Genomic DNA, 16,382 nt, shown 5'->3' with positions numbered 1-16,382 from the left:
TATTTTACGTCCAACTCGTTTATAATAGTTTGGATATTTGGAAAATTACTTACCTTATTATTAATACACATTTTACTAAAGGAGATGATTGATTAATCATGAAACACGCATTAGGAATTGATATTGGTTCTACTACAGTTAAGGTAACCGTCATTGATGAGAGCCATACTATCCTTTTTTCAGATTACAAACGACATTTTGCAAATATTAAAGGAACATTACAAACTTTATTATCTGAAGCCAGAGCGAAACTTGGGAATCTGACAATTCATCCGACGGTAACCGGTTCTGGTGGAATGTCTATTTCAGAGTATTTACATATTCCGTTTTGTCAGGAAGTAGTCTGTGTGGCAAATGCATTGCAGGACTATGAGCCAAAAACAGATGTTGCAATTGAACTTGGCGGTGAAGACGCCAAGATTATTTATTTTAATAACGGAATTGAACAGCGTATGAATGGTGTATGTGCCGGTGGTACCGGCTCTTTTATTGACCAGATGGCCAGTCTTTTACAGACAGATGCTACCGGTCTTAATGAATATGCCCGTAATTACGATACGCTTTATCCGATTGCTGCCCGCTGTGGTGTTTTCGCAAAGTCTGATATTCAGCCTTTAATTAATGAAGGAGCTACAAAAGAGAATCTTGCTGCTTCTATTTTTCAGGCAGTAGTAAACCAGACGATCAGTGGTCTTGCCTGTGGTAAGCCGATCAAAGGTTACGTTGCATTTCTCGGCGGACCTCTACATTTTATGCCGGAATTAAAGAATGCTTTTATCCGTACTTTGAATCTAGATGAAGAACATATTATAGACCCACCATATTCTCATCTTTTTGCTGCAAAGGGCGCTGCTCTTAATGCAAAGGAAGAATGCTTTTTTACAATGGATGAGCTTTTAAAAGAATTTGAATCTGACATAAAGCTTGCTGTAGAAGTTGAACGTATGGAGCCTCTTTTTAAAGATGAACAGGAATATGATGCATTTATTAAAGAGCATAATCAGTTCAAAGTAAAAAAAGCGGATTTAGCTACATACAGCGGCAAATGCTATCTTGGTATTGATGCCGGTTCCACAACAACAAAGCTTGCTTTAGTCGGAGAGGACGGTTCTCTTTTATACCGTTTCTATGATAATAACAACGGAAGTCCATTAAACACAACAATTCGTGCGATGAAGGAATTAAAAGAACTTCTTCCTCCTTCTGCTAAGATTTCCGGTTCCTGTTCTACCGGTTACGGTGAGGCATTGATTAAAGCCGCATTACAGCTTGATCATGGAGAAGTAGAAACGATGGCACACTATTATGCCGCTGCTTTCTTTGAACCGGATGTAGACTGCATCTTAGATATCGGCGGTCAGGATATGAAATGTATTAAGATCCGCAATCACGCTGTGGATAATGTTCTCTTAAACGAGGCCTGCTCTTCCGGATGCGGTTCTTTCATTGAAACTTTTGCGAAGTCCTTAAATTATTCTGTTGCTGATTTTGCCAAGGTTGCTTTGTTTGCTCCGTCTCCAATTGACTTAGGTTCACGCTGTACTGTGTTTATGAATTCCAAAGTAAAACAGGCACAGAAAGAAGGGGCAAGCGTTGGTGATATTTCTGCCGGTCTTGCTTATTCCGTTATCCGTAACGCTTTATTAAAAGTAATTAAGCTTACGGATCCAAAACAGCTTGGTAAAAAAATCGTAGTACAGGGTGGTACGTTCTATAATGATGCGGTTCTTCGTAGTTTTGAGCGTATATCCGGCTGTCATGCTGTTCGTCCGGATATTGCCGGTATCATGGGCGCTTTTGGTGCTGCTTTAATCGCAAGAGAGCGAGAAGATGAAACGGGTGATACAAAGATGCTCTCTATTGATGAGATCATCCATCTTGAATACACTACTTCCATGAGCCGCTGCCAGGGATGTAACAACCACTGTATTCTTACTATTAATAAGTTTAACAACGACCGTCAATTCATTTCCGGCAATCGTTGTGAACGTGGTCTTGGTCTTGAGAAAAATCATGAACATGTACCAAACCTTTATGAATATAAATATAAACGTATTTTCGGATATAAATCTTTAAAACCAGACGAGGCAAAGCGTGGTGTGATCGGTATTCCAAGAGTATTGAACATGTATGAGAATTATCCATTCTGGCATACATTTTTCACAAATCTTTCTTTCCGGGTTATGCTTTCTCCAAAGTCATCCAGAAAGATTTACGAGCTTGGTATTGAATCCATTCCTAGTGAGTCTGAATGTTACCCTGCCAAGATTGCGCATGGACATGTTATGTGGCTACTGCAAAAGGGAATTCAAACTATTTTTTATCCTTGTGTTCCTTATGAAGAGAATCAAATGGAGGGCTCTAACAACCACTATAACTGCCCTATTGTAACTTCTTATGCAGAAAACATTAAAAATAACATGGAAGAACTTCGTGATCCGGATGTTCTCTTTATGAATCCATTCCTGGCACTTGATAATGAAGAAGCTTTAAAAGTACGTTTGTACGATGAATTATCGAAACATTTTGATGTGACAAAAGAAGAAATCAGCCATGCCGTTGAGGAAGCATATAAAGAAGCCGCACAAGTAAGAAAAGATGTACAGGCAAAGGGAGAAGAAACTCTTGCATACCTTGCTGAAACCGGTAAAATGGGTATCGTCCTCTGTGGCCGTCCATACCATATCGACCCGGAAATTAATCATGGTATTCCGGAACTGATCAACTCTTTCGGCATCGCCGTATTAAGTGAAGATTCTATCTGCCATTTAGGTCATGTAGAACGTCCGTTAATCGTATCTGACCAGTGGATGTATCATTCCCGTCTATATGCCGCTGCAAACTATGCAAAGAAGAATAAACAGCTTGAAGTTATCCAGCTTAACTCTTTCGGCTGTGGTCTTGATGCCGTAACAACGGATCAGGTAAATGATATTATGACCAATTCCGGACGTATTTACACTGTCCTTAAGATTGATGAGGTTAACAACTTAGGTGCTGCCAGAATCCGTATCCGTTCTCTGATTGCTGCGGTAAAGATCAGAAATCGTAAGCACATTGAGCCACATCCGGTTCCGGCAAATATTACAAAAGTAGAGTTTACAAAAGAAATGAAGAAGGATTACACGATTCTGATCCCACAGATGTCTCCAATTCATTTTGACCTGCTCACTCCTGCCTTCCGCCACTGCGGATACCATGTAGAAATTCTGCCGGAAATGGGAAAACAGGCTGTGGATACCGGCTTAAAATATGTAAATAACGATGCCTGCTATCCATCTCTTATCGTAGTCGGCCAGATCATGACTGCCTTAACTTCCGGTAAGTATGACCTCAACAAAACTGCAGTTATTATCTCTCAGACAGGAGGCGGCTGCCGGGCAACGAACTATATCGGCTTCATCCGTCGTGCATTAGAAAAGAATGGCTACGGTCAGATTCCAGTTATCAGTTTAAGTGTACAGGGAATCGAAAAGAATGAAGGATTTAAGTTTACGCCTGCGCTCTTAGTTCGCGCACTCCAGGGTGTTATCTACGGAGATTTATTTATGCGTGTTCTTTACCGCGTCCGCCCATATGAGAAGGTAAAAGGTTCTGCGAACCACTTACATGAAGTATGGAAGAAGCGTTGTATTAAATCTCTTGAAAAGGCACGTTACGGTGAATTTAAGAAAAATATTCGTGGAATCATCCATGACTTTGATAAACTGCCAATTACCGATGAAAAGAAACCTCGTGTTGGTATCGTTGGAGAAATCCTCGTAAAATTCCTTCCGGATGCAAACAATCATCTGGTAGAACTTTTAGAGGAAGAAGGAGCAGAAGCAGTAATGCCTGATTTATTAGACTTTATGTTCTACTCTTTCTATAACAGTAATTTTAAGGCAGAGTACCTTGGAAAGTCTGCTAAGGCTGCTAAGTTATGTAATATGGCAATTTCTGCACTGGAGACTTATCGAGGCTTCCTTCGAAAGGAATTAGAGCGAAGCGAACGTTTCACTGCACCACCTCATATTAAAGAGCTTGCCGAATACGCAAAACCTATTGTATCGCTCGGAAATCAGACCGGAGAAGGATGGTTCTTAACCGGGGAAATGGTTGAACTTATCAAACAGGGCGCACCAAATATTGTCTGTACCCAGCCTTTTGCCTGTCTTCCAAACCACGTTGTTGGTAAAGGAGTTATCAAAGAACTTCGCCGTAAATATCCAGAATCTAACATTGTAGCAATTGATTACGATCCGGGAGCAAGTGAAGTAAACCAGATCAATCGAATCAAACTGATGTTAGCAACAGCACAAAAAAAGTTAAATACTGATCTCTAAAGTAAAAATTTTTTAATTTAAAAAACAAAAAAGCTACATATCCTCTGTGCTTCAAAAGCGTACAGAGGATATATAGCTTTTTTATGTAAAACTCACTTTTTCTTTTTCCTTTTTTCCTTTTCACTTTTTCCTTCTTTTAAACATAGTCAAGAAAAGCTTCTTCATATTCCTGCCATTTTTCATACCATATCAGACATTGTTCCTGGTATTCTTCTGCTATTTTTTCAAACTGTTTTTGCAATTCTTCTTTTTTTATTTTCCAATTACCCGATTGATATTCTTCAAAAGTAACGGTCTGCTCTGCGAATTCTATTTCTTCCTGCTGTTTTTCAAGCTGTATCTCATATTTTTCCAGCTCTTCTTTTGCAAGAGCCAGCTGCCAGTCTGTATAGGATTGTTCTGTACTAAATCTTGCAGTCTGATGCCTTTCTTTTGATGGTACAGCGAAAAGTCCTTCTACTAACGCTGTATTTTCTGCTTCTACTACCTCCGCCCATGTCTGGGTTCCCTCTCTTTTTTTCTTTAACATATGAAGGTAATGTTCATAGCCAAACGGATAATACTTTACACCATCTTCTTCAAATAATAAAAGGGCATCCGCAATTTTACTGACAAAATATCTGTCATGGGAAATAAAGAGCATCGTACCGGTATACGCTGCAAATGCAGATTCCATCGTTTCTTTTGCCGGCAGGTCCATATGATTTGTCGGTTCATCAAGCACCAGAAAGTTTGGACGGCTTTCAAGAATTTCAGCTAATACTAACCTGCTTTTTTCCCCTCCGGATAAATCAGATATTTTCATATTTGCTTTTTGTGAACGAAATAAATACTTTCCCAAAACCTGACGTTTTTCTTTTTCTGTCAACTTAGGAAAACATTCTCCAAAATATTCTTCTACTCTTTTTTCCGAGGATATTTCTCCTGAATGCTGGTCAAAATATCCCGTCATAATTCCATTACCAATCACGTATTTTCCTGAAATTGGGGACAGTTCTCCAATAATTGTTTTGAAAAATGTACTCTTTCCCGCTCCATTCGCTCCAAGAACAGCAATTTTTTGTCCTCGTCGTATTCGCAAAGTGAGTTCTTTGAGCGGATGTTCTATTGTATATCCAATTTTTAAATGCTCTGTTTCTAATACATTTTTAGCTCCCAATGTAATCGGTTCTAACTTTTCTTTAAAAACATATGCCTCTTCTTTATCAGGTCTTTCCACCCGCTGCATCCGTTCCAATACTTTTTTCTTTGAGCGAGCCATGGATGCCTTTTTCGGCTTATGTTTAAACTTTTCAATCAGTTCATTTAGTCTCGCAATTTCTTTTTGCTGTGCATCGTATTTTTTTTGCTGCACTTCCCGCTGCTTTTCTTTTTGTCTTTTATATTCTGTATAATTTCCAACATAGCGTGTCAGCTTTCCATCGGCAAGTTCATAAATAATTTCTGTTGTGCGATCAACAAAAAAACGATCATGTGAAACCATAATGACTGCCTTCTCATAGGAAGTCAGATACTCTTCCAGCCATTCTACAGATGCTATATCCAGATGATTTGTCGGTTCATCCAACAACAAAATATCCGGTTTTGATAATAAAAGTTTGATAAGTGCTAACTTTGTCTGCTCTCCACCGGAAAACTGTTTGATCTTTTTCTTTTTATCTTCTTTTTGAAATCCAAATCCAGTAAATATCCGGTCATATTCTTTTTCAAAATAATACCGCTCTCTCGAAAAAATATCCTCTTCATTAATAAGAGATATGATTTCCTGCTCTACCGTTTTTTCTACATCCTGAAAACTTTGCTGATGCAAAAACCCAATCGAAAGTTCTCTATCGGTCTTTATTCCTTTTCCAAAGTTTTTATCATCTCTGTCAAGAGATAATTCCCCACTGATAAGACGCAAAAGTGTCGTTTTCCCTGCTCCATTTCGCCCAACGACCGCTACTTTTTCCCAACCTTTTACAGAAAAATCAATATGATCAAGAACTGTCTTTCCTCCAAGAGAAACTGTTCCATTTTCAATCTGATAACGCATTACTATTCTCCTTCGGGCAGCCGGTATACGACATCTCCACTTTTACCACCCGATTTACTGCACAGACAAACACCATAAATTTCCATCGTTTTATCTACAGCTTTACACATATCATAAATGGTAAGAAGCGCAATCTGCACTCCGGTCAGTGCTTCCATTTCTACTCCGGTTTTCCCTGTAGTTTTTGCCTCACATACTGCCGTTACGCTGCAGCTTTCTTCCTGCATAATAAAATCCACTGTTACTGAAGTAAGATTTAAAATATGACATAACGGAATCAATTCGGATGTTTTCTTTGCCCCCATAATTCCGGCAATACGGGCAACTCCCAAAACATCTCCTTTTTTCATATCCTGATTTTTTATTTTTTCGTAACATTCTCTGCTCATACGGATCGAGCCTCTGGCAACGGCGGTTCTCTTTGTTTCAATCTTATCGCTCACATCTACCATAACTGCATTTCCATTTTGATCAAAATGCGTATACTCCATGTTTTTTCCCTTCTGTTTTCTTTCTTATATTTTTCTTCTATTTTTGTTTTTATTTTTTCGTATTTCTTTTTTATTTTCCAAAACCGCAATTCGGGAACGTGCAGACGGAACAGTTTAAGCACAGTCCTCCTTCTCCTAATTCTGCCAGTTCTTCTGCTGTTATTTTATCATCTGCCATCATTCGAGGAAGCGCCAGATCAAAAATCGTTCTTTTTGCATACATAACACACCCCGGCAGGCCGACAATTGGAATATTCTCATTATAATAACTTAATAAAAACATAGCGCCCGGCAGTACCGGTGCTCCGTAAGAAACAATTTTGGCACCGGTATTTTTAATGGCAAGCGGTGTTTTATCATCAGGATCCACACTCATGCCACCTGTACAAAGAACCAGATCCGCTCCTTTTTCGATGAAAGAAAGAATTGCTTTTGTAATCTTCTCATGATCGTCATTACAGATTACCTGTCCGATCACTTCCGTATCATATTCTGCCAGTTTTTCTTTAATTACAGGGGTAAATGTATCTTCGATCCTGTGATAATATACTTCATTTCCTGTAGTAACAATTCCAACTTTTTTATGGACAAACGGTTTTAACGAAAGAATGGTCTGACCTTCACAGACAGCCTTTGCACTTTCCATCTTTTCTTTTTCAATCACGAGCGGAATAATTCTTGTTCCGGCAAGCTTGTCTCCCTTTTTTACCGCAAAATTTCCATGACGGGAAGCAATCATCATCTCACCCATACTATTTACTTTTTTGATTTTATCACTGTTTACTTTCAGCAGCCCATCTATATCTGCCACCAGCTCAATCTTTCCTTCTTTCACCGGTGTCGGATGCATATACTTTCCCTGACACATCTCTCTTAAAATTTCTGCTGCTTCATTCTCATGCAGTTTCTTCTCGCCTTTTTCCCAAATATATACGTTATCCTTTCCAACACTGAGTAATACGGGAATATCCTCCTCCGTAATCACATGTCCTTTCCGAAAAACAGCGTCTTTTGTAACTCCTTTTATAATCTGTGTAATATCATGACACAATACCTGACCTACTGCATCCTGTGTTTTCATTAATTTCATTCTTTTTTCCTCTTTTATATTTATATGCTATAATGTTGGGGTCAAAACTTAACATCTTCAATCAATATGTCAAATGTACCGCCACATGCCATTCCAACTCTGGCTGCTACATCTGCATCCATGACAAAATGAAATAGAAAAGCCTTTCCGCTTCCGATGATTTCACATCCTTTTTCAATGACCTTACTTTCTGCCAGACCACCTCCAACACTTCCCAAAATAGACTTATTTTCAAAAATCAGCATCTTTGCCCCTTCTTTTCTCGGCGAAGATCCCTGTGCTTTTAATATTGTTGCCATTGCGCACGGACGACTTTGTGAAAGCCACTCTGAAAGCACTTCATAATCTAATTCCGTCTGCACTTTTCCATCTGTCTTTTTCGTTCTTTTTGTCAAAATAAGCTCTGCAAGAATCGATACTGCAATTTCTGGCGGCGTTACCCCTTTAATCGGCAGCCCGATCGGATTGTGAACCTGGGCAATTTTTTCTTCTGAAATCCCCATGCCTTTAAACATCGTAAACTGGGCACTTACTCTTCTTTTTGAACCAATCATGCCAAGATATCCCGGCATTTCATGCGTTAAAATATAATAAAGGCAGTCCCCGTCACAACTATGCCCTCTCGTAACAATTGCCACATAATCATTTTTATTAATATGTAATTCCGGAAGCACAGTTTTAAACTCACCACAAATTACATTCTTTGCCTCCGGAAAACGTTCTTCGTTGGCAAATTCCTGTCTCTCATCGATCACCCAGACAGCAAATCCTGTTTTTGCGGCAAACTCACATAGATACTTGGAAATGTGGCCACCTCCAAGAATGATCAGACGTTCTTCTTTCGCAATCGGCTCAAAAAACCTCAGTGTATTCTCCTCTTTTAAAAGAAGCGGCTGATAAGAAAATCCAGGTTCTGCCGGCTCTATAATACTTCTTCGCAAAAAAACTTCTGTATTAGGTGCCGGAACACTCTCTCCTTCTGTTGAAAAAATTTCTGTCACAAGATTACAGACTTTATCTTCTAATAAATACTTTATCAGCTTCTTTTTTAACTGTCCTTCCATCTGTCAAATGTCTCCTTTAATTTTCACTTTCTACATTATAATAACATTATTATAACAACAATATTCTTTTATCTCAAGTTCTACTCTTGCATCACTCGATTAGAAAAACTTTATCTCAGTCGAGAAGACTCCCACCCCTTTCAGGTAGTGAGTGACAGCAAATTTGTCTCAGTGGGAGGCCAATCTCCGACTGAGATAAACGCTCCGCGAGGATGCGCAGTGATTCTGTAAAGAATATGTCAGCTTACGCTGACCAGAATCACGCGCCAAGTCTCGCGGCTGCTCGACTTGAATATTTTGCAATTTTACCTGCATATTCTTGCATTTTTAAAAAAACATATTGAAATACTTTTCATTTTATGATACTTTAGTATTGTTTGCTATATAACAATACAGCATTACTCTCTGGAGAGTCTTTACCGCGATGTAAAGCGCCGAAGGTGTACGGCAGTATATCTGCTAATCTCTCAGGCAAAAGGACAGGGCACTATATATGCATGTTTAACTCTTTTGAGGGCTGATGATGGGTATCAGTCCTTTTTGTGTCTTTAGAAAACTGTAGATTCTTACTTTGCAAAGGCAGTTTCCCCTTTTCCGAGATGATTTTTCAGGAGAATCAATTGTAATATGGTTATTCATATTGTATTTCACACAGAAAAATCTATTAAGAAAGGAAAGATAGAATTATGCCTTTCATGCAATCAGGCATAGTCTGTCAAAACAAGTAATATGTTTGGAACAATCAACACAATCTTAACAAAGATTGACGATTTAGTATGGGGTGTCCCGTTAATCGTCATGATTCTGGCAACTGGTATCTTTCTGACAATCCGTTTGAAAGGTATTCAAGTTCGTAAACTTATCCTCGCTTTTAAGTATATGTTCTCTAATGAAACGGATGGAGAACATGGAGAAATTTCCAGTTTCGGAGCATTATGTACCGCTCTTTCCGCTACGATCGGAACCGGAAACATCGTTGGTGTTGCTACGGCCATCGTTGCTGGTGGACCGGGAGCACTTTTCTGGATGATCGTTGCTGCCACTGTTGGTACAGCTACAAAGTACTCCGAATGTCTTCTCGCCATCAAATACAGAACGGTTGCAGACGATGGACATATTGTCGGCGGACCATTTTATTACATAGAAAAAGGTATGGGCGAAAACTGGAAATGGCTTGCGAAAATCTTTGCTGTTTTCGGTGTTCTGGTAGGTCTTTTAGGTATTGGTACCTTCTCACAGATCAATGGTATTACCAGTGCGGTAAATAATTTCTTTGATGCAAACAATGCATGGACCGTACAGTTATTTGGACGAGAATATTCCTGGACAGTAGTCATTGCCGGAATCATTTTAACTATTTTCGTTGCTTTCGTTATCATCGGAGGACTTCGAAGAATTTCTGCTGTAGCACAGGTTGTTGTTCCATTTATGGCTGCCGCTTACATTATGGCCGCTGTTGTAATTTTAATCCTTAACTATAAAGCTATTCCTGGCGCTGTTGTAGAAATCATTCAGAGTGCTTTTGGTATACGTGCGGTTGCCGGTGGTGCTCTTGGTGCTATGATGCTTGCTATGCAAAAAGGTATTGCCCGCGGTATTTTCTCTAACGAGGCCGGTATCGGAAGTGCACCAATCGCTGCTGCTGCTGTACAGACTACAGAACCTGTAAGACAGGGACTTGTATCTATGCTTGGTACGGTTATTGATACTATCATCATTTGTACAATGACTGGTCTTTCCATTGTCATCACCGGAAGCTGGGACAAGGGACTTGAAGGTGTTGCTGTTACAACAAGAGCATTTCAGGTTGGACTTCCTTTCCCTGGAAGGGTATCCGCTTTTATCTTAATGCTCTGCCTTGTATTCTTTGCATTCACTACTATTCTCGGATGGGACTACTACAGCGAAAGATGTCTTGACTATCTTACAGGAAACAATAAAAAAGTAGTTCGTACTTACCGCTGGATCTACATTGCCTGCGTATTTATCGGACCGTACATGACTGTTTCTGCTGTATGGACAATCGCAGATATTGTAAATGGTCTTATGGCGATTCCAAACCTGATTGCCCTTCTTGCCTTAAATGGTGTAGTTGTGGCCGAAACGAAAAAGTATTTTCAAAAATTCTGATTGATAGGCTAAGGAAACGAAAACCAGAAATATTATATAGACTAAAATGTGAAGATAGTCGCGGCGTAGAAAATGCCTGACCGGCATTTTTACTTGCTCCGACATCACATTTTAGTCTATATAATATTTCTGGTTTTCTGTCCTTTGGCTCCAGATGAAATCCGTATTTTTGTCTATGGGAAAGAGGGGATTATCCAAAAGTCTACGATTTTATACCAACTGTTGGTTTAGGATAGACAAAAAAAAGAAAAAATGATACATTCCATCTGCTCTGTAGTCGCTGTATTTAAGATGCTCATTCGCATCTCAATCACGCTCCGAAGCCACATCTGGAATGTATCATTTTTTCTTTTTTCTGTCTAATTTAAATCCACAATTGGTTCATATCCTTCTATATATATCTATCTTATATCCTTACTGAAATTCCTTTTTCTCTAAGATATTTTTTCAGGTCCATTATTTCCAATTCTTTGAAATGAAATAAAGATGCTGCTAATGCTGCATCTGCTTTACCTTCATTAAATGCATCATAAAAATGTTCTTTTGTTCCTGCACCACCGGAAGCAATGACCGGAATCGATACATTTTCTGAAATCATACGTGTCAGTTCTAGATCATAACCTGCTTTTGTTCCGTCACAATCCATACTGGTAAGAAGAATTTCTCCTGCTCCAAGCTTTTCTGCTTTCATCGCCCATTCTACGGCATCAAGACCCATATCCACTCTTCCACCGTTTTTAAAAATATTCCAGCCTCCATCTTTTCTTCTTTTTGCATCAATAGCAACAACCACACACTGGCTTCCAAATTTATCTGCTGCTTCGCTGATCAGTTCCGGTCGCATAATTGCTGCTGAATTGACAGAAACTTTATCTGCTCCTTCACGAAGAATTGCTTTAAAATCATCTACTGTTCGTATTCCTCCACCAACAGTAAACGGAATAAAAACCTTTTCTGCTACTTTTCGCACCATGTCCACTACGGTATTTCTTGCATCAGAAGATGCTGTTATATCGAGAAATACAAGTTCATCTGCCCCGGCCTTATCGTATGCTTCTGCAATAGCTACCGGATCTCCAGCATCGATTAAATTAACAAAATTCACACCTTTTACTACTCTGCCGTCATTAACATCAAGACAGGGAATAATTCTTTTTGTAAACATATATATCTCCTTTTATAACTCCACAAAATTCTTGAGAATCTTCAGACCAATCTCACTACTTTTTTCCGGATGGAACTGACAGGCAAATACATTGTCATGTTCTACAGCCGCATGAATTAATGTAGAATACTCTGTCGTTGCCGCTACATCTTCCTCTCTTCCTGCTTTCAGATAATAAGAATGTACGAAATAGACATAAGAGTCCTGTGGAACATCCTTAAAAATCCTTGCATCTTTTTTTATTTTAACAGAATTCCATCCCATATGCGGAATCTTAATCCCCTCTTTATCTGGAATCCTTAAAATCTCTCCCGGCAAAACTCCAAGGCCTTTTACACCTGGTGTTTCATCACTTTTTTCAAAAAGAAGCTGCAACCCAAGACAAATCCCCAAAAATGGAATCTTTCTCTCTACTACCTCGTAAATTACTTTATCAAGTCCATATGAGCGAAGCTTTTCCATGGCATCTCCAAATGCCCCAACCCCCGGTAAGATAACTTTATCACTATTTAAAATCTGCTCACGATCACGTGTGATTATTACCTCTTCTCCAAGATGTAGTAATGCTTTTTCTACACTTTTAATATTTCCGGCATCATAATCGATAATTGCAACCATCTTCTTCATCCTCCTGTACTTCATTCCTTTTTATTCTAGTTGAAAAACATTTATTTTGCAAGATTTATCTATAAAAAATTCAAATCTCTATCCTCATTCCTTGTCGAAATTTCATCATTGATTTTTGGTAAGATTTGTTATATGATATTTGTAACAATAGTACATTATAATAATTCCAATCAGGAAAGGGGATACATAAATGAAATCAACATATAATGTAGAATTTGCAGGAAACCAAATTGAAAGCAAAGAGGTTATTGCAAAAGCAAAAAAAGTCTGGGTAGATGCAGGTAATAAAGACCGCAAAGTTAAAGATTTAAAAACGATGGATTTATACTTAAAACCAGAAGAGAACGCCGTATACTACGTATTCAACGAAGAAGAATCCGGAAGTTTTCCACTATATGAATAATTCTGATCTGTAGATTTGGTAGAAAAAAAGGAAACTACCATATCCCATCTGCTCTGTAGTCGCTGTGTTTAAGATGCTCGTCCGCATCTTAAACACGCTCCGAAGCCGCATCTGGGATAGGGTAGTTTTCTTTTTTTCTGACTATCGCAAATCCATAGCTGGTAAAAATGGGAATTCTCCAGAGGGATACGGCTGTCCATGAATTAAATTCTAAAGGATTGACATTCAAATGGTTGGTTCAAGGATGCCCCGGCATTCTTGCTGCGAGATGGGAGTCATCTCACATCGGATATACAGATTTTTATTTGAATGAAAATCATAGATTTTAGGACAAACAAACCCCTTATTTTTCAACTGATCTGTGGGATAATGTTAGACAGGCACTGAAGAAATATCTATTATTAAACTGTGGATTTAGATTAGGCAGAAAAAAGAAAAAAGGATATATTCCAGATGCGGCTTGGGAGTGGGTTTAAGATGCGGATGAGCATCTTAAATCCAGCGACTACAGAGCAGATGGAATATATCCTTTTTTCTTTTTTCGTCTACACCAAATCTACAAAATCTACAAAATCAACAGTCCATAAATCAGCATAAAATATTCTGGGAGTTTCCCTTCTTCTACCCACTGTAATTCCTGATTGAGATACTTAGTTACCGTTTTACCAACATTTCCTCCTAATGATTCTATCGAATAACGCATTTTATCCTGAAAACGGCAAGGTTCACCAGATACGCGTGTACATTCTGCTTTTTTACAATGCAGACAGGCACCACTACTTAAAGAAATACTTCCGGAATATTTCTGCTCTAATTTCAAGATTTCCTCTTCTAATTCCTCTTTATAAGGGCGAAGAAATTCTTCTGTTACTTTCCATTGTTCATTTTCCACATAGGACTGACTTGTAAGTTTTTTTGGCAGATATAATTTTCGTCCCATAATTTGAATTTTACGATACTTATTCCAATAATCCTTCTCCACATCAAATGTATATGGTGGACAACACCATAGCTTCCCATAGTTTGAACATTCCTTGCAAAATTCAAGAAACGTCGCAACATCCACACATTCTTTCACATATTCTTCCATAGGAACTTCTACCTGAAAATTTTCTATCTTTTCAGCAGCATATTTCTTCTCTTTCATTGTTTTCCCCCTATTTTACTAAATGTACTCTCGGAGTTTTTCTTGCACTTGTACGTTTTCATGATAACAACGTATTTTCTGCAAGAATTCAAGAATGCCTCGGCATTCTTGCTGCGAGATGCGCGTCATGCAATGCATGACATACTTCTTCTGCGCATCTCTGCAATCCTGCCGGAGGCTATATCAGATGGGGGATTGACTCCCCCACTGATACTGATTTGTTGCTCGCTACCTACAGAGGTGGGAGTCATCTCACATCTGATATAAACTTTTTTATAAAAAGACTGTCGGACTTAACTGATTTATGGGATTAGGTTAAGATTTAATTTTAGCATCTAAATCAAAGTAGAAGTCTACTCCATTTTCTTTATTTGCTACTCCAAAGTCCTTTCCATGTGCTTTCATTGTTGCTGCTACGATAGATAGACCGATTCCGTTTCCTCCGTATTCTCTCGTTCTAGCTTTATCAACTTTATAAAACTTGATCCAGAGCTTATTGAGTTCTTCTTCCGGAATGCATTTACCGTCATTATATACATGAATACGAAGGTTACTATCCATACGTTCAAACCAGATTCGAATCGTACCATTTTCATAAACGTGATTCAATGCATTAGACAGATAGTTACTGAATACTTCTTCAATCATTAATTCATCAGCCCAGGCGTATACCGGACCTTGTTCTTCAAAGAGAACCTTATTATTCTTCTTTTTGAAAAGTATCTGCGATGAATTGATCTTATTTTGAATCATCTGACATACATCAAAGCGCTGCATACTGAGCTGATTATTGCCAAATTCGATCTGATTGAGCGTGAGAAGCTTTTTGACCATTGCATTCATCTTTTTCGCTTCGTCTGCGATTACTTCACAATAGAAGTCCTTGCTTTCTTCGTCATCTGTAATATTTTCTTTTAAGCCTTCTGCATAGCCTTGAATCAGGGCAATCGGTGTTTTTAGTTCATGACTGACGTGGGAGAGGAATTCCTTCCTCATATCATCAATCTTTTCTTTTTTCTCAATATCCTTCTTCAGTTCCAGGTTTGCCGATTTTAAATCTGCGATTGTCGATTCCAGCTTTTCCGATAACTGATTCATTGAATTACCCAGTTCTCCTAGTTCATCATCCTGCGTGACTTCAACCTTCGCATCAAAATCCAGATTAGCCATTCGATTAGCAACAGATGCCATATTTTTAATCGGCTTTGTAAAACTGGATGCAAAAATAAAGATAATCAGACTTCCCAGTATGATACCGATCATTCCGATATATATCATAAATCGGCTGCTGATATCTGCACTGGCCCGTATTCCTTCAATTGATACGCGCATGGCGATCAAATAATCGTTATCTGTAAATCCAAAGAGATAAATGCCATTCTGCCCACTGGCCTGATCTTTTAACTGCGTTACAAAATATCCTTTATTTATCAGTGTAGAAAAGTTATTCTCCTCTGTCTTTTCCCATGGCAGGATATGCTTTTTATTATCCCCCCAGAAATAGTTTCCCTTATTACCAAGAATAACCTGGCTTCGAATCTGATCAAGGTAACCAAGAATCTCTTCGTACGTTTTACTTCCGTCTATCAGATTACTAAATATTACATTTTGACTATAATAATAGTTACTGGACTGCGCGATCATCATCTTTATATTTGTCTTATTAGAAATCTGTTCCATTTCCTCATCAATGGTATCCTGATCCTCTTCATTCTTTAAGATATTCTTGACTTTATTAAAAGTCTCCACGATGGATTCTTTTTCAGATGACACATAATATTTTTCTGAAAATGTATGATTCAAAAGCCATGTAAATACAATGACCCATCCTACAATCAGGATTAATATTGATGTCATCTTAAATCGTATTGAATTTCTCATACTGTACTCCTAACCATTCAAGAA

11 protein-coding genes and 1 riboswitch are annotated in these 16,382 nt (G+C 38.5%); of the genes, 3 read left to right on the top strand and 8 right to left on the bottom strand.

Going from position 1 to position 16,382, the window contains the following annotated elements; all coding sequences use genetic code 11:
* Positions 1-98: 98 nt before the first annotated feature.
* Positions 99-4,325: a 2-hydroxyacyl-CoA dehydratase gene (locus EHLA_RS05900; protein ID WP_096239729.1), complete on the top strand. Its 4,227-nt coding sequence runs from the start codon at positions 99-101 to the stop codon at positions 4,323-4,325.
* 136 nt (positions 4,326-4,461) lie between these two features.
* Here EHLA_RS05900 and EHLA_RS05895 read toward each other — a convergent pair whose 3' ends face one another.
* The 4 genes from EHLA_RS05895 to EHLA_RS05880 all read right to left on the bottom strand — a co-directional run bounded on the left by EHLA_RS05895 (position 4,462) and on the right by EHLA_RS05880 (position 9,005).
* On the bottom strand, positions 4,462-6,360 hold the full coding sequence (locus EHLA_RS05895; RefSeq protein WP_096239728.1) for an ABC-F family ATP-binding cassette domain-containing protein: 1,899 nt from the start codon (positions 6,358-6,360) through the stop codon (positions 4,462-4,464).
* 2 nt (positions 6,361-6,362) lie between these two features.
* Complete coding sequence (gene moaC, locus EHLA_RS05890) at positions 6,363-6,851, bottom strand: cyclic pyranopterin monophosphate synthase MoaC (RefSeq protein ID WP_096239727.1); 489 nt, start codon at positions 6,849-6,851, stop codon at positions 6,363-6,365.
* 70 nt (positions 6,852-6,921) lie between these two features.
* A complete protein-coding gene (locus EHLA_RS05885; RefSeq protein ID WP_096239725.1) occupies positions 6,922-7,941 on the bottom strand; it encodes a molybdopterin-binding protein in 1,020 nt (339 codons plus the stop codon).
* 41 nt (positions 7,942-7,982) lie between these two features.
* Positions 7,983-9,005 (bottom strand): XdhC family protein, encoded by a 1,023-nt coding sequence (locus tag EHLA_RS05880; protein ID WP_096239723.1) that lies wholly within the window; start codon positions 9,003-9,005, stop codon positions 7,983-7,985.
* 395 nt (positions 9,006-9,400) lie between these two features.
* Positions 9,401-9,498: riboswitch (glycine riboswitch) on the top strand.
* 236 nt (positions 9,499-9,734) lie between these two features.
* Between EHLA_RS05880 and EHLA_RS05875 the strand changes: the two genes are divergently transcribed.
* Positions 9,735-11,135, top strand: a complete 1,401-nt coding sequence (locus tag EHLA_RS05875; protein WP_096239721.1) for an alanine/glycine:cation symporter family protein — start codon at positions 9,735-9,737, stop codon at positions 11,133-11,135.
* 406 nt (positions 11,136-11,541) lie between these two features.
* Here EHLA_RS05875 and hisF read toward each other — a convergent pair whose 3' ends face one another.
* Entirely contained in the window at positions 11,542-12,300 is a 759-nt protein-coding gene (hisF, locus tag EHLA_RS05870; RefSeq protein WP_021907363.1) for an imidazole glycerol phosphate synthase subunit HisF, read from the bottom strand.
* A 12-nt stretch (positions 12,301-12,312) separates the two neighbouring features.
* Complete coding sequence (gene hisH, locus EHLA_RS05865; RefSeq protein WP_096239719.1) at positions 12,313-12,918, bottom strand: imidazole glycerol phosphate synthase subunit HisH; 606 nt, start codon at positions 12,916-12,918, stop codon at positions 12,313-12,315.
* A 199-nt stretch (positions 12,919-13,117) separates the two neighbouring features.
* Between hisH and EHLA_RS05860 the strand changes: the two genes are divergently transcribed.
* The gene (locus EHLA_RS05860; RefSeq protein ID WP_096239717.1) at positions 13,118-13,330 is read left to right on the top strand and encodes a DUF6465 family protein; all 213 of its coding nucleotides are present in this window, start codon (positions 13,118-13,120) and stop codon (positions 13,328-13,330) included.
* Positions 13,331-13,895: 565 nt separating this feature from the next.
* Here the strand turns inward: EHLA_RS05860 and EHLA_RS05855 are convergent.
* Positions 13,896-14,477: a DUF2284 domain-containing protein gene (locus tag EHLA_RS05855; RefSeq protein ID WP_096239715.1), complete on the bottom strand. Its 582-nt coding sequence runs from the start codon at positions 14,475-14,477 to the stop codon at positions 13,896-13,898.
* Between the two features lie 315 nt (positions 14,478-14,792).
* A complete protein-coding gene (locus EHLA_RS05850) occupies positions 14,793-16,358 on the bottom strand; it encodes a HAMP domain-containing sensor histidine kinase (RefSeq protein ID WP_242970679.1) in 1,566 nt (521 codons plus the stop codon).
* Positions 16,359-16,382 lie beyond the last annotated feature (24 nt).

The sequence above is a fragment of the Anaerobutyricum hallii genome (assembly GCF_900209925.1).
GTDB classification, from domain to species: domain Bacteria; phylum Bacillota; class Clostridia; order Lachnospirales; family Lachnospiraceae; genus Anaerobutyricum; species Anaerobutyricum soehngenii.
This window is presented reverse-complemented; position numbering and strand designations above follow the sequence as displayed.